Annotated in this window: 22 protein-coding genes; 11 read left to right on the top strand and 11 right to left on the bottom strand. The window is 70.2% G+C overall.

The window, feature by feature from the left end; genetic code table 11:
- Window positions 1-4 precede the first annotated feature (4 nt).
- The 4 genes from QOM21_RS34600 to QOM21_RS34585 form a co-directional block, all read right to left on the bottom strand.
- The gene (locus tag QOM21_RS34600; RefSeq protein WP_407555043.1) at window positions 5-346 is read right to left on the bottom strand and encodes an STAS domain-containing protein; all 342 of its coding nucleotides are present in this window, start codon (window positions 344-346) and stop codon (window positions 5-7) included.
- Window positions 347-624: 278 nt separating this feature from the next.
- On the bottom strand, window positions 625-1,731 hold the full coding sequence (locus QOM21_RS34595) for a PP2C family protein-serine/threonine phosphatase (RefSeq protein WP_407555042.1): 1,107 nt from the start codon (window positions 1,729-1,731) through the stop codon (window positions 625-627).
- Window positions 1,732-1,852: 121 nt separating this feature from the next.
- Window positions 1,853-2,035, bottom strand: a complete 183-nt coding sequence (locus tag QOM21_RS34590; RefSeq protein ID WP_407555041.1) for a hypothetical protein — start codon at window positions 2,033-2,035, stop codon at window positions 1,853-1,855.
- A 154-nt stretch (window positions 2,036-2,189) separates the two neighbouring features.
- On the bottom strand, window positions 2,190-2,555 hold the full coding sequence (locus QOM21_RS34585; protein ID WP_407555040.1) for a hypothetical protein: 366 nt from the start codon (window positions 2,553-2,555) through the stop codon (window positions 2,190-2,192).
- 737 nt (window positions 2,556-3,292) lie between these two features.
- Between QOM21_RS34585 and QOM21_RS34580 the strand changes: the two genes are divergently transcribed.
- From QOM21_RS34580 to QOM21_RS34550, 7 genes are all read left to right on the top strand, one after another.
- The gene (locus tag QOM21_RS34580; protein WP_407555039.1) at window positions 3,293-3,568 is read left to right on the top strand and encodes a hypothetical protein; all 276 of its coding nucleotides are present in this window, start codon (window positions 3,293-3,295) and stop codon (window positions 3,566-3,568) included.
- 273 nt (window positions 3,569-3,841) lie between these two features.
- Window positions 3,842-4,438, top strand: a complete 597-nt coding sequence (locus QOM21_RS34575; protein ID WP_407555038.1) for an NAD(P)H-dependent oxidoreductase — start codon at window positions 3,842-3,844, stop codon at window positions 4,436-4,438.
- A gap of 252 nt (window positions 4,439-4,690) precedes the next feature.
- A complete protein-coding gene (locus tag QOM21_RS34570) occupies window positions 4,691-6,289 on the top strand; it encodes an ABC transporter substrate-binding protein (RefSeq protein WP_407555037.1) in 1,599 nt (532 codons plus the stop codon).
- Window positions 6,290-6,327: 38 nt separating this feature from the next.
- A complete protein-coding gene (locus tag QOM21_RS34565) occupies window positions 6,328-7,284 on the top strand; it encodes an ABC transporter permease (protein ID WP_407555985.1) in 957 nt (318 codons plus the stop codon).
- The gene (locus QOM21_RS34560; protein ID WP_407555036.1) at window positions 7,277-8,194 is read left to right on the top strand and encodes an ABC transporter permease; all 918 of its coding nucleotides are present in this window, start codon (window positions 7,277-7,279) and stop codon (window positions 8,192-8,194) included. Before QOM21_RS34565 ends, QOM21_RS34560 begins: the two co-directional genes overlap by 8 nt.
- Window positions 8,195-8,280: 86 nt before the next feature.
- Window positions 8,281-9,321, top strand: coding sequence for an ABC transporter ATP-binding protein (locus QOM21_RS34555; protein ID WP_407555983.1), 1,041 nt, complete (start codon window positions 8,281-8,283; stop codon window positions 9,319-9,321).
- On the top strand, window positions 9,309-9,977 hold the full coding sequence (locus QOM21_RS34550; protein WP_407555035.1) for an ABC transporter ATP-binding protein: 669 nt from the start codon (window positions 9,309-9,311) through the stop codon (window positions 9,975-9,977). The genes QOM21_RS34555 and QOM21_RS34550 overlap by 13 nt, the downstream gene beginning before the upstream one ends.
- Window positions 9,978-9,999: 22 nt before the next feature.
- On the opposite strand, the gene QOM21_RS34545 is transcribed toward QOM21_RS34550, so the two are convergent.
- The 3 genes from QOM21_RS34545 to QOM21_RS34535 form a co-directional block, all read right to left on the bottom strand.
- Window positions 10,000-10,260: a hypothetical protein gene (locus tag QOM21_RS34545; RefSeq protein ID WP_407555034.1), complete on the bottom strand. Its 261-nt coding sequence runs from the start codon at window positions 10,258-10,260 to the stop codon at window positions 10,000-10,002.
- Window positions 10,257-10,574: a DUF6247 family protein gene (locus QOM21_RS34540; RefSeq protein ID WP_407555033.1), complete on the bottom strand. Its 318-nt coding sequence runs from the start codon at window positions 10,572-10,574 to the stop codon at window positions 10,257-10,259. Before QOM21_RS34540 ends, QOM21_RS34545 begins: the two co-directional genes overlap by 4 nt.
- 161 nt (window positions 10,575-10,735) lie before the next feature.
- Entirely contained in the window at window positions 10,736-10,981 is a 246-nt protein-coding gene (locus tag QOM21_RS34535; protein WP_407555032.1) for a hypothetical protein, read from the bottom strand.
- Between the two features lie 179 nt (window positions 10,982-11,160).
- Here QOM21_RS34535 and QOM21_RS34530 point away from each other — a divergent pair, with 179 nt between their 5' ends.
- Window positions 11,161-12,678, top strand: a complete 1,518-nt coding sequence (locus QOM21_RS34530) for a hypothetical protein (RefSeq protein WP_407555031.1) — start codon at window positions 11,161-11,163, stop codon at window positions 12,676-12,678.
- Between the two features lie 121 nt (window positions 12,679-12,799).
- Here QOM21_RS34530 and QOM21_RS34525 read toward each other — a convergent pair whose 3' ends face one another.
- Window positions 12,800-13,744 carry a MerR family transcriptional regulator gene (locus QOM21_RS34525; RefSeq protein WP_407555030.1) on the bottom strand — a complete coding sequence of 315 codons (945 nt, stop codon included), beginning with the start codon at window positions 13,742-13,744 and terminating at the stop codon, window positions 12,800-12,802.
- 104 nt (window positions 13,745-13,848) lie between these two features.
- On the opposite strand from QOM21_RS34525, the gene QOM21_RS34520 reads away from it, so the two are divergent.
- Both QOM21_RS34520 and QOM21_RS34515 read left to right on the top strand, forming a co-directional pair.
- Window positions 13,849-14,886, top strand: a complete 1,038-nt coding sequence (locus QOM21_RS34520; RefSeq protein WP_407555029.1) for a hypothetical protein — start codon at window positions 13,849-13,851, stop codon at window positions 14,884-14,886.
- A gap of 215 nt (window positions 14,887-15,101) precedes the next feature.
- Window positions 15,102-16,442 carry a wax ester/triacylglycerol synthase family O-acyltransferase gene (locus QOM21_RS34515; protein WP_407555028.1) on the top strand — a complete coding sequence of 447 codons (1,341 nt, stop codon included), beginning with the start codon at window positions 15,102-15,104 and terminating at the stop codon, window positions 16,440-16,442.
- 85 nt (window positions 16,443-16,527) lie between these two features.
- On the opposite strand, the gene QOM21_RS34510 is transcribed toward QOM21_RS34515, so the two are convergent.
- From QOM21_RS34510 to QOM21_RS34500, 3 genes are all read right to left on the bottom strand, one after another.
- On the bottom strand, window positions 16,528-16,833 hold the full coding sequence (locus QOM21_RS34510; protein WP_407555027.1) for a hypothetical protein: 306 nt from the start codon (window positions 16,831-16,833) through the stop codon (window positions 16,528-16,530).
- Window positions 16,834-16,974: 141 nt separating this feature from the next.
- Window positions 16,975-17,277 carry a hypothetical protein gene (locus tag QOM21_RS34505; protein ID WP_407555026.1) on the bottom strand — a complete coding sequence of 101 codons (303 nt, stop codon included), beginning with the start codon at window positions 17,275-17,277 and terminating at the stop codon, window positions 16,975-16,977.
- 139 nt (window positions 17,278-17,416) lie between these two features.
- Window positions 17,417-17,938 carry a molybdopterin-dependent oxidoreductase gene (locus tag QOM21_RS34500; protein WP_407555025.1) on the bottom strand — a complete coding sequence of 174 codons (522 nt, stop codon included), beginning with the start codon at window positions 17,936-17,938 and terminating at the stop codon, window positions 17,417-17,419.
- Between the two features lie 421 nt (window positions 17,939-18,359).
- On the opposite strand from QOM21_RS34500, the gene QOM21_RS34495 reads away from it, so the two are divergent.
- Window positions 18,360-19,877, top strand: coding sequence for a helix-turn-helix domain-containing protein (locus QOM21_RS34495; protein ID WP_407555024.1), 1,518 nt, complete (start codon window positions 18,360-18,362; stop codon window positions 19,875-19,877).
- Window positions 19,878-19,893: the final 16 nt, after the last annotated feature.

Genomic DNA, 19,893 nt, shown 5'->3' with positions numbered 1-19,893 from the left:
CCGGCTATTCCTCGATCGTCGCGACCGCGTCGACGCCGGCGTGGTGCAGTGTCCGCTGGACGTCGCGGTGGGCACCCCGGATGGTGATGGAGGTGGTGGGCGGCAGGGTCGTCGCCGCGCGGAGCACCGCATAGGCACAGGCGAGATCGATCCGTTCCACGGCCCTCATCTCCCACACCCAGGTGCCGGCCTGGCGCAGGCGTGGATCGAGGAGTCGTTCTTCCAGCTCGCGCAGGGCATGGGAGTCCAGGACGCCGGAGAAGGTCAGGACGGCTCGCTGCTCGTCAGCCGTGTCGATGGCCACGTGTGTGGCCTGCGGGGCGGCGGGGCGGGGTTCTGATGTCACGACGACCTCCTCCACAGCTGCGAGCTGCGGGGCGTGCGACCCTTCCCCCGACGGCTGTCTCTCCGTACCGGGCCGCCTCAGTGGCCCGGGCGGGTCGTATACCCGTTCATTCCATTACGCACGGCTCTGGGCTCATCCGCACGCTCTTACCCAGGCTAATACTCTCCGGGGCTCATTCTCCCAATTCTCCGAGCGGGCGCCCGCCGCAGAAACTCGTCGCGCACCGGCCTCGGCAGCGGCCCGGCCGGAGGAGATGCCGAGAGAGGTGACGCGACGGGTCAGGAGGATTTCGCGATGGCGATCATGGCCGCGTCGTCACCGAGGTTCCCGTCCGCGTACCGGATCAGGTCCTCGTGCAGGTACCGCACGAGGGACTGCGGGCCGGAACCGCGCCATGAGCCGGCACGGTCGGCCAAGGGGTAGAACGAACCGGAGCGGTCTCGGCACTCGATGACCCCGTCCGTGTACAGCAGGAGGAGATCGCCGCGTTCGAAGCCGAACGTCTCCACCTTGTAGTGGCTCTCCGGCAGGCCACTGATACCCAGCGGAAGCGCGGGCTCGCAGACGTCCAGGGAGCGCACCTGCCCGTCCCGCAGCAGCAGGGGCGGTGGGTGCCCACAATTCACCATGGAGACGAAAGGGCTGTCCTCCTGGATGTCCAGGACCAGCGCGGTCACGAAGGACTCATCGACGTCCGGGCCGCCGTCGGCGAGATGGACCGCGTTCCAGTACACGGCGTTCCCCAGGTGCGCGGCGATGCCGGGAAGCGACAGATTGCGGTAGGCGGACCCATGGAACGCCCCGACCAGCACCGATGCCTCTCCGATGGCCGGCAGGCCCTTGCCGCGTACGTCGCCGATGACCAGGCGGGTCGCGCCCGGAGCGGCCACCGCGGCATACAGATCACCGCCGATCTGCGCCTCGGCCTCGGCCGCGAGGTAGACGGACGCGATCCGCAGGGGTCCGATGCGGCGCGGCAGGGGACGCAGCAGGACCTGTTGCGCCGCCGCGGCCACCGACCGCACCTGGCCCAGCTGCCGCTCGTGCCGGTCCCGCGCGTACCGCAAGACCGTGACGAACACCGAGATCACCACGAGGGCGGCGACCTGCGCCTGGTGGTTCGCCGTCATCAGTCCGCCGTGCAGCTGGCCGATGACGGCCTGCGCCGCCACGGCGAGCACTCCGATCGCTCCGGTGAGCCCGGGGCCGGCGAAGGACGCTGTGATCGCGGGCGCCGCGACCAGGAACGGCCCCAGATGGACCGTCGTCGGGGCGTGGATGTCGATCACCGTGACCGTGACGATGAGCGCCAGCGGGATGGCGACCAGCCCATAACTCGGCTTCCAGGCCCTGCCGAGACGAGTGACGTCGTGCCGGAAACCCATATCTCCTGCTTACACCCGGACGGGCCCATGTGCTGGGCAGTTGTTGCGCAGCGCTCCGCTCCTGCGGGTGCGTAACCCGCCTGCCTCACGGACAATGTCGCGCCTGCACAGGTCGGCGAGGTCAGTCCGCCGGGTGCGCCGGGTCCTTCAGCGTCCAGGTGCTCCCGTCGCAGCCGTGCGGGAGCGGCGGAAACCGGTGCCCCTTCACGTCCGTGCTCCAGTGATGGGTTTGCGGACAGTCGCATGCGTAGATGCCACTGGCGGGCACCACCTCGCCGGGCCGGAAAGCCTCATTCGCGCTCATGTCTCCTGTTTACGCCCGGCCCCCCGGCTGTGCGACTCGACGCGCTCGGCGGAAGCGGGGCCACGTGCGCGAGGGAGTGAGCTTGCCGCGCCGCGAGGCCCGCGAGCAGGCACCTGCTCTGACACGGACCTCGCCGGCAGCCGGCCTCATTCGGTTAGAGGCGGCGCACCCACGCAGCGATCCCATGACCGATCAGAAGGTAAATCACGGCGGCCAGACCGTAATTGAGGAATATCCGCAGACTCTCGACGTCCATGGTGAAGATGTCCTGGGACCAGCCGCTCAGCCAGTCGGCCACACCCTGGACAAAACCGACGAAGACATTTCCCTGGTTCGCCTCGAGCAGGTACAGCAGGATCCACAGGCCCAGAAAACCTGCCGCGACATCGGCGATGGAATGGATGATCAGGGCGGTCCGGTCCGCTCCGGCGCCCTCCCGACCACGCCTGCGGGTATCGCGGTCGGGGGCATAAGGGGCGTAGTTGTCATTCAGGGGCATGGGCTCATGGGGATTGTTCATGCCTCGTTGCTTGCCTCGCACAGATGCGGGAAACCTCTTTCAAACCTGCGATTGCATCTCGATTTCCCGGAACGACGCACGCTTTGCGCCTTACCGCGTACCGATGCCCCAAATTCACAGGTCCTTCATATCGAAGCCGGGTGCAATTCCGAATCAGACAAACTCAGTTAATACCCCGTCCGGGCCAGGCCCGGACCTGCGGCTGCGTGCCCTGCCTAGCTTCTGCCGTGCGGACGTCAGCCGGTCGTGGCGGACAACCTGGGGGCGGGATTCGGGCTCTCTCCCCTTGAGTGACGCCAACGACGGGAGACTCAGGCATGCGCCCACGTACGGAGTTAGGCCCTGCACTGCTGCGCTACGCGGCCTGCGCGACAGCAGCGACCGCGGGCTTCTTGGCCGTATCGGCGTGCGGCACCGCGAGCACACCGAGTTCCGACGCCGCGCGCCCTTCCCTTTCCGACGCCGCGCGTCCTTCCCGCCCGGCCGAGGAACGTTCCGCGCCCTCGTCCGGCTTCGGAAACGCGCATGCGTCGGGATACGCGCAGGGCCAGAAACTCCATGATGCGGGCGGCAAGGGTGCCGCGGTTCGCGAGATCGTGGGAGGCGGCTGTGCCCGCCGCGCCCTTGTCGCAGGCCCTGCGGCCGACCAGGACCGTGGATCCTGGGTGAAAGGCTGCCAGGACGGGGTCAGCCAATCCCCTTGGCAGCCTCCGGCCCATCGCCTGAGCAAGCGGCAGGTGAATCCGCAGCTTCTCGCAGACTTCCGTGCGTGGGCGCGGGCCGAGGGCGATACCGCGACCGCCCGCCATGCCGCGCGGGTCTTCACCGTCGACCTCACGGGCCCCGACTACGACGTGGAGGTGGCCACCGACCACCGGTCGCGGACGGCGGCCGCAGAGTTCGCCGAGACCTTCGCGGAGTGGTGGGACAAGGACGACGGGTCCGGGGTGGCAAGAAGCCTGGTCATTCTCGACCCGCACGACCGTCGCATCGCCACAAGGCGACTCAGGTGACGCGCCCACGGTGAGGGCCCCTCCGGACGGAGCCATTGTCCCAGCGCCCGGCCCGTCGGTCCGTGCCTCCGGACAGCTCCCGTCGTATGCCCACGATGCCGACGGCCCGACGGCTGCGCGGCCTCCCGGCCAACTCCCCGATCACGTACCGGGTTTGCGGAAATCATCTTCCATGAACAGTGCCGCACCGGCCATGATGATCAGCCGAGCGGGGGCGGACGCGGATCCCCGGGGATCGCCGCCTGGCGGCTACGGATGTGCCTTGGGGGCCGCATGAAGCGTGTAGGGGTCTATCTCGCCCACCCGCGGCCCGGCAGCTTCAACCACGCCGTGTTCGATGCGGTCGTGCGGCAGTTGCGCGACCGCGGGTGCCAGGTCCTCGCGCACGACCTCTGCGCCGAGGGCTTCCCACCGGGGCTGTCCGCCGACGAGACGGAGACGGTTCAGTCGGCCACCGACACCCACGACGCGCAGGTGGCGCTGCATCGCAGGGAGGTGGCCACGCTCGATGCCATGGCGTTCGTCCACCCGAACTGGTGGGGCATGCCACCGGCCGTCCTCACGGGCTGGGTGCAGCGGGTCTTCGTACCCGGCGTCGCCTACAAACTGGGCACCGCGGAGGGTGAGCCCGAAGGGCTGCTGAAAGCCGGGCGGGCGCTCATTCTGAACACCTCCGACACTCCCGCCGATCGCGAGGAGGGAGAGTTCGGGGACCCGCTGCAAAGGATCTGGGCGGCCTGCGTCCTGCCGTACACAGGAGTGAGGGACGTGCGCCGGGTCGTGTTCCGCACCGTCAGCGACTCCACCGATGAGACCCGCGCCTCCTGGTTGCGTCAGGCACGTCAGCACGCCGCCGCGCTCGTGGACTGACATCCGCCGCGCGCTACGCACGGCCGCGGGCTCGGGCGCAGAGCCCGTCCCGCGACGTTCGGTGCTGCGGTCCGAGGTGCTCGCCGCTGCGTTCCCGTCATCGCGCCCGCACTCGTCGCGCCGCCTGCCCCATGACTTCTGACCGGCATCGCTCCGGCATGCATACGTACGACCCACTCCTGGGCACGATCGAGCATGCGGTTTAATTGCAACTCACTCGCAATAGCTTTCGATCTTCATTAGGGGTTGGCCATGACGGTCCGGTCCATACGGGCAGTGGTCGCCGCGGCGGTGGCGGGCACCGTGACGCTCACCGCGGCAGGGTGTTCGACGCCGGACGACGGCCGAGGCCGGGCTGCCGGCGGCGCGGCCTCCGCCGTCGTGGGAATCGCCTACGAGCCGGACTCGCTCAGCCCCCTGCTGGGCTACGGCAAGGACGGCAACTCCAAGATCTTCGACGGACTGCTCACCCACGACGCCGATATGAAGCTCAGGCCCGCGCTGGCCGCTGCGCTGCCCCGGGTCACCGATGGCGGGAAGACCTACATCTTCACGCTGCGCAAGGGCGTGAAATTCAGCGACGGCAAGCCCTTCACGGCCGATGACGTGGTCTTCACCTACGAGACCATCCTCGACAAGAGGACCAACAACGCCTCCAAGACCGAGCTGGACGCGATCAAGACGGTGCAGAAGAAGGACGACCACACCGTCGTCTTCCATCTCAAGTACCCGTACGCGCCGTTCGCCGAGCGCACCGTGCTGCCCATCGCGCCCCAGCACATCGCCGGCAAACAGGACGTGAACCACGGCCCGTTCACCACGAAACCGGTCGGCACCGGCCCCTACGTCCTCACCAACTGGTCCAAGGGCGAGAAGCTCAGCTTCAAGGCCAACCCCGCCTACTGGGGCGGCGCGCCGAAGGTGAAGAAGTTCACCATGTCGATCATCAAGGACGACGACGTCCGAGCCACACGGCTGCGCTCCGGTGACCTCGACGGCGCCATCCTGCCGCCGAATCTCGCCGCCACGTTCAAGGACGAGCCGGGCAGGAAGACCCTGACGGCGAAGACCTTCGACTACCGCAACGTCACACTGCCCAGCGCCGACCCCGTCACCGGCGACCGCGCCGTACGCCGGGCGCTGGATGTCGCGGTCGACCGGGAGGCGATGGTCAAGGGCATCCTCAACGGAGCCGGCAAGCCCGCCTACGGTCCGGTACCCACCGACAGCCCGTGGTTCGCCAAGGGCACCGAACGCCCCCACGACCTGAAGAAGGCCGAGCGGATCCTCGACGCCGCCGGCTGGAGGAAGGGCGGCGACGGCGTCCGGCAGAAGGACGGGCAGCGCGCCTCCTTCACCCTCTGGTACCTCTCCGGCGACAAGCTCCGTCAGGAGCACGCCCTGGCCTTCGCCTCCGACGCGAAGAAGGCCGGCATCGAAGCCAAGGTCGAGTCGGGTACGTGGGAGGCGATCGAGCCGAACATGAAGCACGACGCGGTGCTCGCGGGCGGCGGCAGCCCGGCCGACCCCGACTTCGACCAGTACCTGCTGCTGCACTCCTCCGTCGCCGGCGACGGTTTCAACAACATGTCCCGCTACGCCGACAAGACCGTCGACGACAAGCTCGTCCAGGCGCGCCGCACCAACGACGACGGCAAGCGCAAGGCGGCCTACGACACCGTCCAGAAGACGCTCGTCGACAACCCCGCCTACACCTTCCTCACGCACATCGACCACGTCTATGTGCTCAGCGACCGCTGGAAGGCGCTGTCCACCCAGGTCGAGCCGCACGATCACGGTCTCGCCTCGGGCCCCTGGTGGAACGTAGAGGACTGGCAGCCCGCCAAGTGAGTGCTCTGAAGACTCTGCCCTGGGGGCCCATGGCGCGGATGGCGGCCCGGCGGGCGCTGCTCGCCGTACCGGTCCTCCTCGCCGTCACCCTCGGGGTGTTCGCGATCGCCGCCGCCTCGCCCTTCGACCCGGTGAGGGCATACGCGGGCACCGCGGGACTCACCTCGTCCCAGGAGAACCTCGACCAGATCCGGCACAACCTGGGCTACGACCAGCCGTTGCTCGCCCGCTGGTGGGAGTGGCTGGGCAGCGCCCTCACCGGCGACCTCGGCGACTCGGCCACGCTGCGCGCACCCGTCTCGCAGGTCGTGGGTGAACGCCTCGGCTGGTCCGTGCTGTTGTGCACCCTGGCCTTCGCCCTCGCGGTCGTCCTCGGCACCGTGCTCGGCGTGCTCGCGGCCCGGCGGCGGGGGTCGCTGCTCGACCGGGCCGTCACCACCACCGCGTACGTTCTCGAAGCGGCACCGCCGTTCTGGCTGGGCCTGCTCGCCGTCTGGCTGTTCGCCCTCAAGCTCGGTGTGCTGCCGGCCGGCGGACTGACCGACACCGGCAGCGAGGTCGCGACCTTCGGACAGATCGCGGGACATGTCGTGCTGCCGGCACTGGTGCTGGCCGTATCCCAGCTCCCCTGGTTCGTGCTGTACGTACGCCAGGGTGTCGGGGACGCCCTCGACGAGGACCCGGTGCGCGGAGCGCGGGCGCGGGGCCTGCGCGAGCGCACCGTGTTGCTCCAGCACGCGCTGCGCTCCGGACTGCTGCCGGTCCTGACGCTGATCGGTTCACGGGTGCCGGAGCTCATCACCGGCGCGCTGCTGGTCGAGACCGTCTTCAGCTGGCCGGGCATCGCCGCGGCCACCGTCGAGGCGGCGACCGCCGTCGACTTCCCGCTGCTCGCCGCGCTGACGGTGCTCGCCACCGCCGCCGTCCTCGCCGGGAACCTGCTCTCCGACCTGCTGTACGGGCTCGCCGACCCGAGGGTGGCCTTCGATGGCTGACACCGTTCTCCACGGCACCGGGGACTCCGGCCCGTCGGGCCACAGTACCTGGCACGAACGCGACGCGAAGGCGGTCCGCGGAGGGGGCGCTCGCACTCTGCGGGCCCGGGTCTGCGCCGCGCTGGTGATCCTCATCGTCCTCGCGACGCTGGTCGTACCGCTGGTGGTCCCACTCGACCGGCAGGCCGTGGACCTGGCCGTCAAGCTGCGGGCCCCGTCCCTCGCGCACCCGTTCGGCACCGACGAGGTCGGGCGTGACCTGCTGCTGCGCTGCGTCTACGGGCTGCGCGTCTCGCTGCTCGTCGGGGTGGTCGCGGCGCTGGCGGCCACGGTCATCGGTACCGCCGTCGGAGCGCTCGCCGGAACCCTGGGCGGCTGGGCCGACCGGGCCGTGATGCGCGTGGTGGATCTGTTCTCCTCCGTTCCGCATCTTCTGCTCGGCATCTTCATCGTGGCCATGTTCCGTCCCGGCGCCTGGCCGGTGATCATCTCCGTGGCGCTGACCCACTGGCTGTCCACCGCGCGGATCGTACGGGCCGAAGTGCTCTCGCTGCGCTCGCGTCCCTTCATCGACGCCGCGGTCTCCGGCGGTGCGTCGCGATGGCGGGTGGCCGTCCGCCATGTGCTGCCCGGGGTGCTTCCGCAGGCCGGGCTCGCCGCGGTGCTGATGGTGCCGCACGCCATCTGGCACGAGTCCGCCCTGTCGTTCCTGGGCCTCGGGCTGCCGGCGCATGAGGCCAGCCTGGGCAATATGGTCAATTCCGCGCGCAGTTCGCTGCTGGCCGGCGACTGGTGGCCCACGCTGTTCCCCGGCCTGTTCATCATCGTCCCCACCCTCGCCATCGCGGGCCTGGCCGGCGCATGGCGCGAGCGGCTCAACCCGCGCCGCCGATCGGAGCTGATGCTGTGAAGGCGCCCGCGGAAACCGAGCCCCTTGCCCGCCACGAGAGCCCGGAGCCCGCGCTTTCGGTGCGCGACCTGTCCGTCCGCTTCCGGATGCGCGGTGGGCGGCACATCGCCGCAGTCAGTGACGCGGCCTTCGACCTCGCGCCCGGCGAGTGCCTGGCGTTGGTCGGCGAGAGCGGCTGCGGCAAGTCCGTGCTGGCATCCGCACTGCTCGGGCTGCTGCCGGGCAACGCACAGACCGCGGGCTCGGCCCTGCTGGGCAGCACCGGCCCGACCGCGGCGGACGCGGCGGACGCGGCGGTGGAACTGCTCACCGCCACCGAGCGGCAACTCGCCGGCACCCTGCGCGGCCGCCGTATCGGCCTGATACCGCAGAGCCCCGCGGCCCACCTCACGCCCGTACGCACCGTCCGCTCCCAACTGGAGGAGACCGTGCGTGAGGTGACGCGTGCGCCGCGCGCCGCGCTGCGTGCCGCCGCGGAGTGTGCGGCCGACCGCGCGTCGCTGCCACTCGACCACCTTGACCGCTACCCGCACCAGCTCTCCGGCGGTCTCGCACAACGCGCGGCCACCGCCCTGGCACTCGTCGGGAACGCCCCCGTGCTGCTGGCCGACGAGCCCACCACCGGACTCGACCGCGAGCTCGTCGACAGCACGGTCGATGAGCTCCGCCGGCACGTGGACGACGGCCATGCGCTGCTGATGATCACCCATGACCTGGCGGCGGCCGAGCGGATCGCCGACCGGGTCGCTGTCATGTATGCCGGCCGGATCGTCGAACTCGCCGATGCCGACACCTTCTTCGGAGAACCGGGGCCCCGGCACCCGTACGCCAGGGGCCTGCTCGATGCCCTCCCCGAGCGAGCCTTCCTACCCATCCCCGGAAACCCGCCCGAGTTGGGCGCTCTCCCGGCCGGCTGCGCCTTCGCCACTCGCTGCGACCGCGCCACCGACGCGTGCGATGCCCTGCCCGAGCGGACCGGCGGTGCCGCGTGCCACCACCCGATCGTGGACGTATCCGACGTATCCGACGTACCCGAGGCGCGCGAACTGCCCGGATACGCCGAGGCGGCTGAGCGGGAACAGCTCTCCCACCTACCCCTGGCAGGAGGGCCGCAGTGCTCGAACTAGCCGACATCACCGCTGGATACGAGCGGAGGAAACCCGTGGTCAGCGGGGTTTCCCTGAGCGTCGCCGCGGGGGAAGCAATTGGCCTGCTGGGGCCGAGCGGCTGCGGCAAATCCACCCTCGCGCGCGTCGCGGCGCTGCTGCACCGGCCCGAGACCGGGACGGTGACGCTGGACGGTGAGCTTGCCGGCGGCTGGCGGCACCGGGCGCCGGCCCGACAGCGCACCGCGTACGGCGTGGTCTTCCAGCAGCCCCGGCTCGCCGCCGATCCGCGTCTGCGGCTGGCCGACCTCATCGCGGAGCCGCTGCGCGCCGCCGGCCGCCGCGCCGAAGCCCCGGCACAGGTCGCGGAGTTGGCGCAGGCCGTCGGCCTTACCGACGAACTGCTGCTGCGCCGCCCGCACGAGGTGAGCGACGGCCAATTGCAGCGCGCCTGTCTGGCCCGCGCGCTGGTCCTGCGGCCACGCTGGCTGATCTGCGACGAGATGACCGCGATGCTCGACGCCTCCACGACCGCTGCCCTGGTGGCCGTCGTGGAGACCTACCGCGCGGAGAGCGGGGCGGGGCTGCTCGCGGTCGGGCACGACCGGACACTGCTGGAACGCTGGTGCGACCGGACCGTTCACTGGGACGAACTCACCTGCGGCGGGCCCGCCTGAGGGAGCCTGCCGCCTGCCCCGACTAACCGAGCCAGACGATGTCGATGACGTACAGGCGGCCGGCGGGCCGGTTGATCCAGTAGACGCCGGTGAGCTGTCCGACCGAGGCGGCGCGGACGTCCTCGCCCTCGGGATCCCGGCTGTCGAAGGCCGGGAAGCTCCACGGATCGCGGGCGGCGATGTCCAGGACGTCGCGGAGCATCTCGCGGGCGTGCCCGGGCAGCGAGCCGAGCGCGGTCAGAGCCTGCGGGGACAGCCGCGCCTGCCAGAGGGCGTCGCTCACGGGCGGGCCCCGAGCGCGTCCTCCAGGGCGATCCCGTCGGAATCGTCCTTCCCCGAGGCGACGAACGCGTCGACGGACGGGGCGGCGGAGAGCCGGGACTGCCAGGCGCGGACGACGTCGTGCAGCGGGGTGAGGCTGTAGCTGTGGCGGGAGTCCTCCAGCGCCTTGGCCCAGTCCTGCTCGAAGGCCGGCACCCACTGCTGGGCACGGCGGTCGGCGCGGATCCGGACGAGCAGCTGCGCTGCCGCGGTCGGAGCCGGGGCGGGCGAGGGGGCGGGCGACGGGACGGGCGCATGCTCGGGCCGGCTGGTCATGGGCTCCTCCAGACAATTCTCCTTGCCACGGTAGCCGTCCGCGCACGGCCTGATGAGGGCTTCGGGAGTGCTCATCCTTTCGCGGCCGCCGGTGCGGCCGCGACCGGCCGGCCCCGGGCCGATCCGCCCACGCGTGAACGCGAAAACCCCAGGGTGCCCGCTCAGTTGAGGATCTTGAACGACGATGTCCAGACGATCAAGCACACCGACGAAGCCGCCAGTGCCACATACACCCGGCGCATCCGGTTCCGCCGCCAGGACCGGACGATGACATGGAGCCCCAGATAGGTGCTGATCAGGTTCAGCACAGGGAGCCGGATCAGCCCGATATTCCGCGTCGCGACATAAAGGAAGATCCATAGGGATACGAAGCCGAAAAGAGCAAGGCGTTCCTGTGCCAGATGCACTGACTTGGCGTAGGGCCCTCACGGGGAATCGCATCTCCCATGTCGGGAAGCTCCGGCATTGCCATGCCCTCCTCCCCCTCTCTGGCCCAATCCCGTGCCGATGCCCGGCAGTTCAGCTCCGCCGACTCACCCACCTGCCGAAACACCATGCTGTCAGTGGGCGCCCCTACAGTATCCGCATGATCCCTGAGACACCTGAGACTCAGCCGGAGAGCCCCCCGGAGCAACTGCTGCAGAACTGGATCGGCGGGCTTCCGTTTCAGCTGCTGTTCCTGGAGAACGTGCTCCTTCCCGACGATTTCCGCTTCGACTACTCCCCCGAGTCGCTCACCGCGATGGAGGCGCAGCTTCTCGAACACGACGACTCCGGCCAAGACCCGGAGAAACAGGCGGAATTCGTGGAGAAGGGGGTGGCCTATCTGGGCGAGATATTGCTCGGTATCGCGGGCGGCTCCTGGGGATGGAACACCCGGCCCGTCGGCGATCTCCCCGGCCAACCGGTCATCTGTCCGGATCCGGAGCTGGAACTCTCCCCCGTCGCACCGATGCTGCTGATGTCGCACGCCCTTCGGGTGCGTACCGGGACCGCCTTCGCCGAGGAGGCCGAGCGGCTGCGGGCGGCCGTGACGGCGCGGCGGCAAGAGGTCCCGGGGTGGAATCCGGTCAAGGAGCACACGCCCGGGGTGGATCCCAAGGAGCCGCTTCCGGAGCATCCGGCGCTGACGGCCTGGCTCGCGGAGAGGGAGGAGGCGCTCGCCGCCTGGGCCCAGGACGCGTTCGAGGGAGCCTGGCGGTGGAATTTCCACCCGGACACGCTGGACTGGCTGGAAGTCGTCATGCGGCGGCGATTCGCCACGGTGGAGGAATTCGACGCCTCGCGGGACGAACCGTTCGTGCAGGGCGCCTGCTGGTATATGGGCGAGGTGATCCGGCGGAACAAGGGCGCGGTGTGGCAGTACATCCCGTACGACCCTGACGCCGAGCCCGGGTCCCCGGGGTCCCGGGAGAGCGCGTGGACCGACGTCCCGTTCGTCGATCAGCCGGACAAGCGGGTCGGGGGCACGGCGGTTCCGCTGGGGTGCCTGCGCGCGCTCCTCCTCCAGCAGGAGGCCGAGGAGAAGGAGACGCTTCGGGAGACGCTGTTCTGGTTCAGGCCGCCCTCCTACGCGTATATCGGGGCGCTCCTTCAGCAGGTGGCCATGGTGACGCGGGAGCAGGCCGAGAGCGTAGTCGCGCGGTTCGCCGAGTGGGCGCACGAGGAGCTGCCTCCCCATGAGGTGCCCGACGCGCTCGTGGAGTTCGGGCTGGCGGTGTCGGCGCACTCGGACGATGTCGACGACCTGGCGGAGAGCTACGAGGGAATCCTGGAGCAGGCCGCGGCACTCACGGACGGTGCGGTCACCATCACCGACGTCCGGCTCCGGGAGGACGAGGAGCTGGGCGAGGTCCTGGAATTCGCCCGCAACGGCGTCCTGGTGACCCAGCAGACCGACCATCAGTCGGATCAGTACCTCGACCAACTGGCCGTCATCGACTTCATGGGGAACGTCGACCCCGACCCGGAAGTCGACCCGCGCCGCTTCTACGTAGCCGATTTCGTCCACCTCAGGGACGGCGGCTACGACAACTACTTCGTCTTCGCCTCGCCGGAGCAGGCAACCGTGCTGAAGCAGCGACTCGGCCTGGAACTGCACTGAGCGAACCGAGCGGCCCGGTGATCGGCCCCGGCGCGGGGTGGGGCCGATCACCCCGGGCCGGCTCTGCGGAACCGGGCAGAACGACTACCGGTGCGATGCCCGGGAGGCGGCCACTCGGCGGTCAGGCCCCGTGGCCTCGACTCCCCGCCAGGGCTTCGACGAACCAGGCGTACAACGGGATCAGACTCGGTACGACCTCCCAGCCGTTGACGATCCACACCAGCCGCCAGTACCGGTCCACGCGGGGATCGTGGGCTTCCGCGAACTGCTGGGCCAGCCACTCGCGGAATTCCGCGTCAGGTGCGCGCAGAAGCACCTCGGCGAATCGCTGCACGATGTCGTCGACGACGGGCGCGGCCTCCTCACTGCGTGGCTCGATGCCCGATTCCCCGGCCTGAGCGAGGCGCAGGCGGGTGAACGCCATCAGTTCGCTGCCTGCGCGGCTCTCGATATCGAGCGTGCGCCGCCCGGCGTGGTAGCCGGCCGTCCGGCGCATTCGGGCACGGAAGTCCTCGTCGCCGACCATCTCGGCCAACTCCACCCACGCGGCGACCTGCTCGGTGGACGCATCATCGGGGAGATCCGGAGTGGCGGCGCGCAGCATGGCGACCACTGCCGGGTCGCCGTCCGTCGTGCCGAAGGTGCCGTCCAGAAAATCGTCGATCAGGCGCCGGCGTTCCTCGCCGGACAACTGCGTGAGCCTGTGCATGAGCTTGGTCTCCTCGGGGCTGGATCCGTTTCCGGCCACGACGTTCAGCACGCTTCGACGCAAACGCAGCGTCCGGATCTGGAGGTCCACGGCATCGGCGTGCGCCGCGGCGACTTCCGCCACCGTGAGTTCGCGCCTCAGCACCCGCTGGACCGTGGCGAGGTCGATCCCCAGCTCACGCAGAGTGCGGACGAGTTCCAGTCGAAGCAGTGCGTCGAGGTCGTAGAGCCGGTAGCCGGCGGGACTTCGATCGGTCGGTGCCACCACCCCCGCATCGGAGTAGAACCTGATCGTCCGCACCGACAGACCGGTCCGGCGGGAGAGTTCCCCGATCGAGTAGAGCGTCGTACCGTCCATGCGCTCCATCCTGCGGTCTCCACTCGGTGGAGACTCAAGGCCGGCCCTGGTCTCCGGTGGGAACCGAACCGGACGGGGCCTTCGTCGTGTAGATCATGATCAAGATGACCCGCCTGACCGCCCACCAGCTCGCCGACGCCTGGCGGCACCTCCACGACACCTCCCCCGCCGACGAGGCCGACCCGATCGTCCTGGAGTGCGCCCGCAGGCTCGCCGCGGACCCGGGCGGGGAGCAGGCCCATGTGTGGGTGGCCGGGCTGGTGTCGATGTCGGGCTACCTCGCCTGGCGTCCCGGCGCCGAGGCCGAGCGCGCCGCCCTCGATGCCCTGCGTGCCACGGTGAAGGAGCTGGGTGACCGTCCCTGTTCGCACGACGAGCATCCCTACGAAGCGGAGATGGACTCGCTGGAGGACGAGATCTGGGTGGGCGACAACGGGCTGCTCACCGGGGAACTCGCGGCGCGGGACGGTGAGACCGATTCCGGGCGGGTGCTGTGCCCGCGCAATGTCGCGGGATGGGCCCGCCTCGCGGTGGAGGTGATAGCCCCCTTCACCGTCCGCCGGGTCCCGGTGGGAGCACCGAAGTACCACCGCAGCAGCATCAAGGCCCTGTCGGGGATCGTGAACGACCACCCCTACGGGGATCCGCATGACGACCTCATCGACGAGGCCGCGTGTCTGCCCACCCGGCCCACCCGCGGAGTACTGGCCGGCTACCTCGTGACCATGAACGCGACCTGCTGGTACGCGACGTCGGAGCGGATCACGGACCGCTCGGTCCTGGACGCGATGATCAAGGGCGTCGAGGCCGCCGTTGAGCTGCTCGGCGAAGATCGCTGCACCCACGGCCCTGGTGAGCACCCCGATACCGACGACCCCGACCACGCGAACCGCATCGGCTACCTGCTGCGCAGCCCGGGCGGCCGGGCCGAGATCGCGGAGCCCTACGGGTGGGACGAGGCATACGAAGAGGGGCACGCGGACCTGGCGGACCAGCAGGACGAGCCCCTCGACGCCTGGGTGTGCCACTCCTTCCTCCGCGACCTCGCCGAGGAGACGGTCGACGAGCTCGTCGACGGCCTGAAGGCGTTCGAGGCGGAAGAGGGTGACGAGCCGGAGGGGGACAACGACGAGCGGGTCTGATCGCTACTCCGGATGGCCGAGGGGGCTGTGTACTCGACGGCCGAGTCCCGGCGCCGACCTGCCCGCATGGCGCGCGTTCAGCACCTCCCGGTCCGGGAGGGCGGTGCAGCAATCGTTTTCACGTTCGTAACGTTCCGTATTCATAAGGTACTTGACCGTAGTCGTCAGCAAAAGGTTGACTCTTGCTCTCCATAGCCGACGCGGGAGCCTGCACCTTGACCGAAAACCTGCTCACACCGCTCGACCTGGCGTTCTGGTGCTTGGAATCCCCTGAGCACCCGATGCACCTGGGCGCGCTCGGTGTCTTCGCCGCCGATTCGGCCACGGCCGCACAGCACGCGGCCGAGCTGCTCGCCGCCCGCTCCGCCGCGGTGCCCGGCCTGCGCATGAGGATCCGCGCGGTCTGGCTGCCGGTGGGCGGCGCCGTTCGCGAGCCCGCGCGGGACTTCTCTCCCCAGGACCACGTCCATCTGGCTCCCGCCACCGCTGACTTCCACGGCGCGGCGGGCAGGCTGATGGAGCGTCCCCTCGCGCGGGAGCGGCCACCGTGGGAGGCGCATGTACTGCCTCACTCCGATGGCACGTCCTTCGCGGTGTTGTTCAAGTTCCATCACGCGCTCGCCGACGGGCTGCGGGCCCTGGCCCTGGCCGCCGGCCTCATGGATCCGCCCCCCGCTTCCCCGACCTCCACGGCCAAGGAAGCCCGCCGTGCCGGTCCTGCCCCGGAGCCGGCACGGGGCGGGCTGCTGCCCAACTTGTTCGACCTGCCCGACGTCGTGCGCCGCCATATCGGTGATGCCGGGCGCGCCCTCGACATCGGCGCCGCCGTCGTCGGCGCCAATCTGGGCGTGCGCACCTCACCCGCCCTTACCGCTCGCCCCACCGGCACCCGTCGCACCGCGGGCGTGGTCCTCGACATCGACGATGTACACCGCATCCGCAAGACGTCCGGCGGCACCGTCAACGACGTACTCCTGGCCGTCGTCGCGGGGGCCCTGCGCCGCTGGCTCGACGAGCGCGGCGACGGCAGTGAGGGAGTGGCGCCGCGTGCCCTGATCCCGGTCTCGCGGCGCCGCCCGCGTACCAGCCGCCCGCAGGGCAACCAGCTCTCCGGCTATCTGATCCGCCTGCCCGTCAACGACCCCGACCCGCTGGGCCGGCTACGGACGGTGCGTACCGCGATGGACCGCAACAAGGACGCCGGTACCCAGCGGGGCGCGGGCGCGGTGGCGTTGCTCGCAGACCATGTGTCACCCCTGGGGCACCGCCTCGGCGGCCCCGTCGTGGCGCAGGCGGCCCGGCTCCTCTTCGACGTGCTGGTCACCAGCGTGCCGCTGCCCAGCCTAGGGCTGAAGCTGGCCGGCTGCCCGCTGATCGAGGTCTACCCCTTCGCCCCGCTCGCCCAGGGACAGTCCCTCGCCGTGGCCATCTCGACGTACCGCGGACACGTCCACTTCGGGCTCGTCGCCGACGGCGAGGCCATCCCCGACCTCGGGCGGCTCGCGTGCGCCCTGCAGGACGAGATCTCCGCACTCACCGAGGCCACCGCGGAGTGAGGATCCTCGCTCTCGGAGGAAGGGGCGAGGACCTCCTCGGCGTACGACTGCGCGTCAGGTCACGTCCTGGGCGGCGTGGGCGGACTCAGTCGCCGGCCTCACCGGTGCCGGAGCGGCGAGCCTCGCGCCGGCCCGCGTAGCGTTCCTTCCGGTTGCCGGCCCTGGCCATCTGCTGCCGCTCCTTGACGCAGGCGCGGTTGAAGCACCCCGAACAGCAGGTGCGGCGGAACAGCAGCGCGCCGGGGTGTTCCCACCGGCAGCGGGTGTCCGGCTCCTCCCCCGTCGGGTTCGGCGGCAGATCGCAGGCGCCGTCGCGGTGGTCGTGGACCGGCCGGGGGTCGTGCTCCGCGTGGCGCACCCACAACGGCTTCGTCCTGTCCGTACGGGACATCTCGTTCCTTCCGGAACCGCCGCCCGGTCTCCCGGAACCTCCGGGCGGGCGGCTGGGTTCGCCCTTTCATGGCGACACGCTCCTTCCAGATGCCTGCAACGCTCCACCGTCTTCGGATCCGTACGATTTCGCACACACAATCTATCGACCCGCGGCGTCCGGCGTAGCCGGGTTTTCTCCCTTCTCGGCGCCTGCCGCCCGGGTGTGACGGCGGCTCAGCAGGGCGCTTCCCGCAATCACCAGACCGATGGCGACGACCTTCGCGGCCCCGTGGTAGCCGGTCGCCAGGTTCTCCGGCGTGCCGGGCAGTCGCAGGAAGACCCAGGCTCCCGCGAGGCCTCCGAAGGCGATCAGTGCGACGGCCCCGAGCGTCCCGAGCTCCGCCCACCAGGGCCCGGGGCCGAAACCGCGCTCGTCGGTGTGCTCAATGTCCTTGTCGGTCACGGTCGTTCTCCTGTGCACGCATGGGGGCTGTTGCGAAGGAGGACGAGGCCAGGGCGCCGACGGTTCACCGAGCCGCTGGTCCCGACCGACGAAAGAAACCCCGGAACGGGGGTGGGCACGCGGCGATCGGCGGGCCTGCTCAGCGATCCGTCAGTTCCCACTCGGGCACGACGCAGGACCCGATCCAGATACTGGTGATCGCGCTGATGTACCGCGCTCCGCATCGGTCCGAGGGGACCACCAGCTGACTCCCCGCGCGGTCGAGGTCCAGATCGTCCATGCGGGTGGCCAACAGGATCGGCGTGTTGCGGAAGTCGGCATCGATCTCCGCCCAGGACAGGACGGTGTGATGACTGTCCCCGCCGCTGACGGCCAGCACAAAGCGCGAGCGGTCCTTTCGGCGCCCGGCATCGAAGGCCGGGCCGACGTCCGTGACCACGTCGTGCAGCAGGGGCCCTTCGAAGGTGTGCGGTTGCGGCCCGTTGGTGGCGCAGTCGAAGACCACGTCGGCCCGGTGCTGCTGCCAGCCCTCCCGCAGTTGCGCGACGGTGAGCGTGGCCGGCTCGGCCACCTGCCCGTACACGACGAAGGAAGCATCGTGCACGGGACGAGAGGCGGGAGCGGCGGGCGAGGTGCGCGGCGGTGTGCTGAGGCGGCTCATGGGTCCCCAATCGGACAGTCCCTGCTGCGGCTGCCGCGAGAGATACCCGGCAGCCGCAGCCTGGAACCTCGCCTGCGAGCCGCTTGGGGCACAAAGCCTCGCAATTGTGAGCATGCTACGAACGCGCGGGCCGCATGCTCCAGGCCCATCCTCCGAACGCCCTACGACGACGGGGACGCGCCACATTCCCACCGCACTCAGCCCCGTTTGGGCCGGCTCCGGCAACTGAACCAACGGGAGGCCGCCCCGCGCGACTGGTGCGCAACACGGAAAAGTACGGGCCGAAGCGCCCAACGCTGGAGGATCAACCAAGAGGCGTATACGCCATATCGCTTGGCATTTACCATGGCGCTACTCGCACTCGCCTCGTTAATGCGAGGTGCCGGGTTTCGCGGACCGGCTGCGCACTAGGGAGCACAACATGCACGTCGAAGACCTCCTCCAGCTCGAACCCCTCGGCCTGACCCTCCTCTGGGGAGAGGGGCGGCTCCTCACACGGGAGATCAGCGGAGTGACCGCGACCGACCTGGAGGACCCGGCCCGGTATCTGCAGCAGGGCGAGGTCGTGCTCAGCGGGCTGGTCTGGTGGAACTCGCGTGACGGCCGTGCGAAGACCGACCGTTTCGTGTCGGCCCTGCGGGACGCGGGGGCCGCCGCGCTCCTGGCGGGCGAGGAGACCCACGGCTCGGTTCCCCGCCCGCTCGTGGACTCCTGCCGCGAGCACCGCCTCACCCTCCTCGCGGTGCCCGCGCGCACCAGCTTCCGGGCGATCACCGACGCGGTCTACCTCCGTCAGTGGGGCGACTTGAGCCGACGGCCCACACCGCACTACGCGCTTCCGGAGAACGTGCGCAATGAACTCGGGGGTCTCCTGACCGAAGGCGCAGGACCGGACGTGCTGCTCGACCGGGCCTTCGCCCACCTCGGGATGCCGGCCTGTTACCTGCTCAGCGCGTCCGGGCGCACGATCGCCCGCACTCCTGCGGCGCCGCCCTTGCCCGCACGGAGCGCGGCGGAAAGTCTCGGGCAGACCGCCGACGGCACCGTGCGCATCGAAGCCGACAGCTCACCTTTCGACACCTGGTACCTCCACCTGCCGGGCAACGCCGAGGCACCACCGCGCGTCCTGAACGAGATGGCCGACATCCTGGCCCGATACCGGGACGGTCTCGCCCGAAGCGAGGAGAGCGCCGCGCAGCGGGCGCTCACCCTCGCCTCGCTCATCGATTCACCGGGCGCCGACGAGGCGGCCTTGCGCGCCGCCCTGCAGGTCTGCGGCCTTTCCGACCAGGGCCCCTACGTCGTGGTCACCGCCCGACTCGGCACGAACGAGGACGGGGCGGCGGCCGCACTGACCGAGGCCCTCCGCCACGCCCCCTCCCGGCCCTTCGCCGTCGCACAGCTCGACGGCGGCGAGGCCGTGGCCGTCCTCCAGGGCGCGGACGCGGACGCGACGGCGGAGCACCTTCACGACGCCTGGCAGCTGGTCCGCGCCTGCCGGCCCCGAACTCCGCTGCACGGCGGAATCGGCGCGGTGGCGGCCACGCCCTCGGCACTGCCCGGCAGCCTGGCTCAATCCCGCTATGCCAGGGCCACCGCCGTCGCCATGGAGCCTCAGGCCGCCCTCATCGCTTCCATGGACAGGCTCACGACGCTGAGCAGCCTGCTCGCGGGCATCCCGGCCGACGTACGCTCGGTCTACAGCTCCCGCGTTCTCGGGCCGCTGGGCCGCGGCGAGAGCACCTCGCACCACATTCTTCTGGAGACTCTCGAAGTCTTCCTCGCGCACAACGGATCGTGGGCCCGCACGGCGGAAGCCCTGCATCTGCACGTCAACACCGTGCACTACCGCATTCAGCGCATCGAGCAGCTCACCGGCCGGGACCTCACCCGCCTCGACCACAAGCTCGACATGCGTGCCGCCCTGCACTGCCGGTGAGAGCGCCTGCCCTCAG

Origin of the sequence: Streptomyces sp. Pv4-95 (assembly GCF_045782725.1) — a bacterium.
Lineage (GTDB): Bacteria > Actinomycetota > Actinomycetes > Streptomycetales > Streptomycetaceae > Streptomyces.
The sequence above is the reverse complement of the archived record's forward strand: the minus strand, read 5'-3'. Positions and strand labels throughout refer to the sequence as shown.

Excerpts from the sequence above, each read along its gene's own strand:
- QOM21_RS34560 (WP_407555036.1), top strand. The coding sequence starts at position 7,277 with ATGGCTGACACCGTTCTCCACGGCACCGGGGACTCCGGCCCGTCGGGC.
- QOM21_RS34500 (WP_407555025.1), bottom strand. The coding sequence starts at position 17,938 with ATGAGCCGCCTCAGCACACCGCCGCGCACCTCGCCCGCCGCTCCCGCC.
- QOM21_RS34585 (WP_407555040.1), bottom strand. The coding sequence starts at position 2,555 with ATGAACAATCCCCATGAGCCCATGCCCCTGAATGACAACTACGCCCCT.
- QOM21_RS34530 (WP_407555031.1), top strand. The coding sequence starts at position 11,161 with ATGATCCCTGAGACACCTGAGACTCAGCCGGAGAGCCCCCCGGAGCAA.
- QOM21_RS34510 (WP_407555027.1), bottom strand. The coding sequence starts at position 16,833 with ATGTCCCGTACGGACAGGACGAAGCCGTTGTGGGTGCGCCACGCGGAG.
- QOM21_RS34540 (WP_407555033.1), bottom strand. The coding sequence starts at position 10,574 with ATGACCAGCCGGCCCGAGCATGCGCCCGTCCCGTCGCCCGCCCCCTCG.
- QOM21_RS34495 (WP_407555024.1), top strand. The coding sequence starts at position 18,360 with ATGCACGTCGAAGACCTCCTCCAGCTCGAACCCCTCGGCCTGACCCTC.
- QOM21_RS34595 (WP_407555042.1), bottom strand. The coding sequence starts at position 1,731 with ATGGGTTTCCGGCACGACGTCACTCGTCTCGGCAGGGCCTGGAAGCCG.
- QOM21_RS34590 (WP_407555041.1), bottom strand. The coding sequence starts at position 2,035 with ATGAGCGCGAATGAGGCTTTCCGGCCCGGCGAGGTGGTGCCCGCCAGT.
- QOM21_RS34520 (WP_407555029.1), top strand. The coding sequence starts at position 13,849 with ATGACCCGCCTGACCGCCCACCAGCTCGCCGACGCCTGGCGGCACCTC.
- QOM21_RS34555 (WP_407555983.1), top strand. The coding sequence starts at position 8,281 with ATGCGCGGTGGGCGGCACATCGCCGCAGTCAGTGACGCGGCCTTCGAC.
- QOM21_RS34525 (WP_407555030.1), bottom strand. The coding sequence starts at position 13,744 with ATGGACGGTACGACGCTCTACTCGATCGGGGAACTCTCCCGCCGGACC.
- QOM21_RS34570 (WP_407555037.1), top strand. The coding sequence starts at position 4,691 with ATGACGGTCCGGTCCATACGGGCAGTGGTCGCCGCGGCGGTGGCGGGC.
- QOM21_RS34575 (WP_407555038.1), top strand. The coding sequence starts at position 3,842 with ATGAAGCGTGTAGGGGTCTATCTCGCCCACCCGCGGCCCGGCAGCTTC.
- QOM21_RS34565 (WP_407555985.1), top strand. The coding sequence starts at position 6,328 with ATGGCGGCCCGGCGGGCGCTGCTCGCCGTACCGGTCCTCCTCGCCGTC.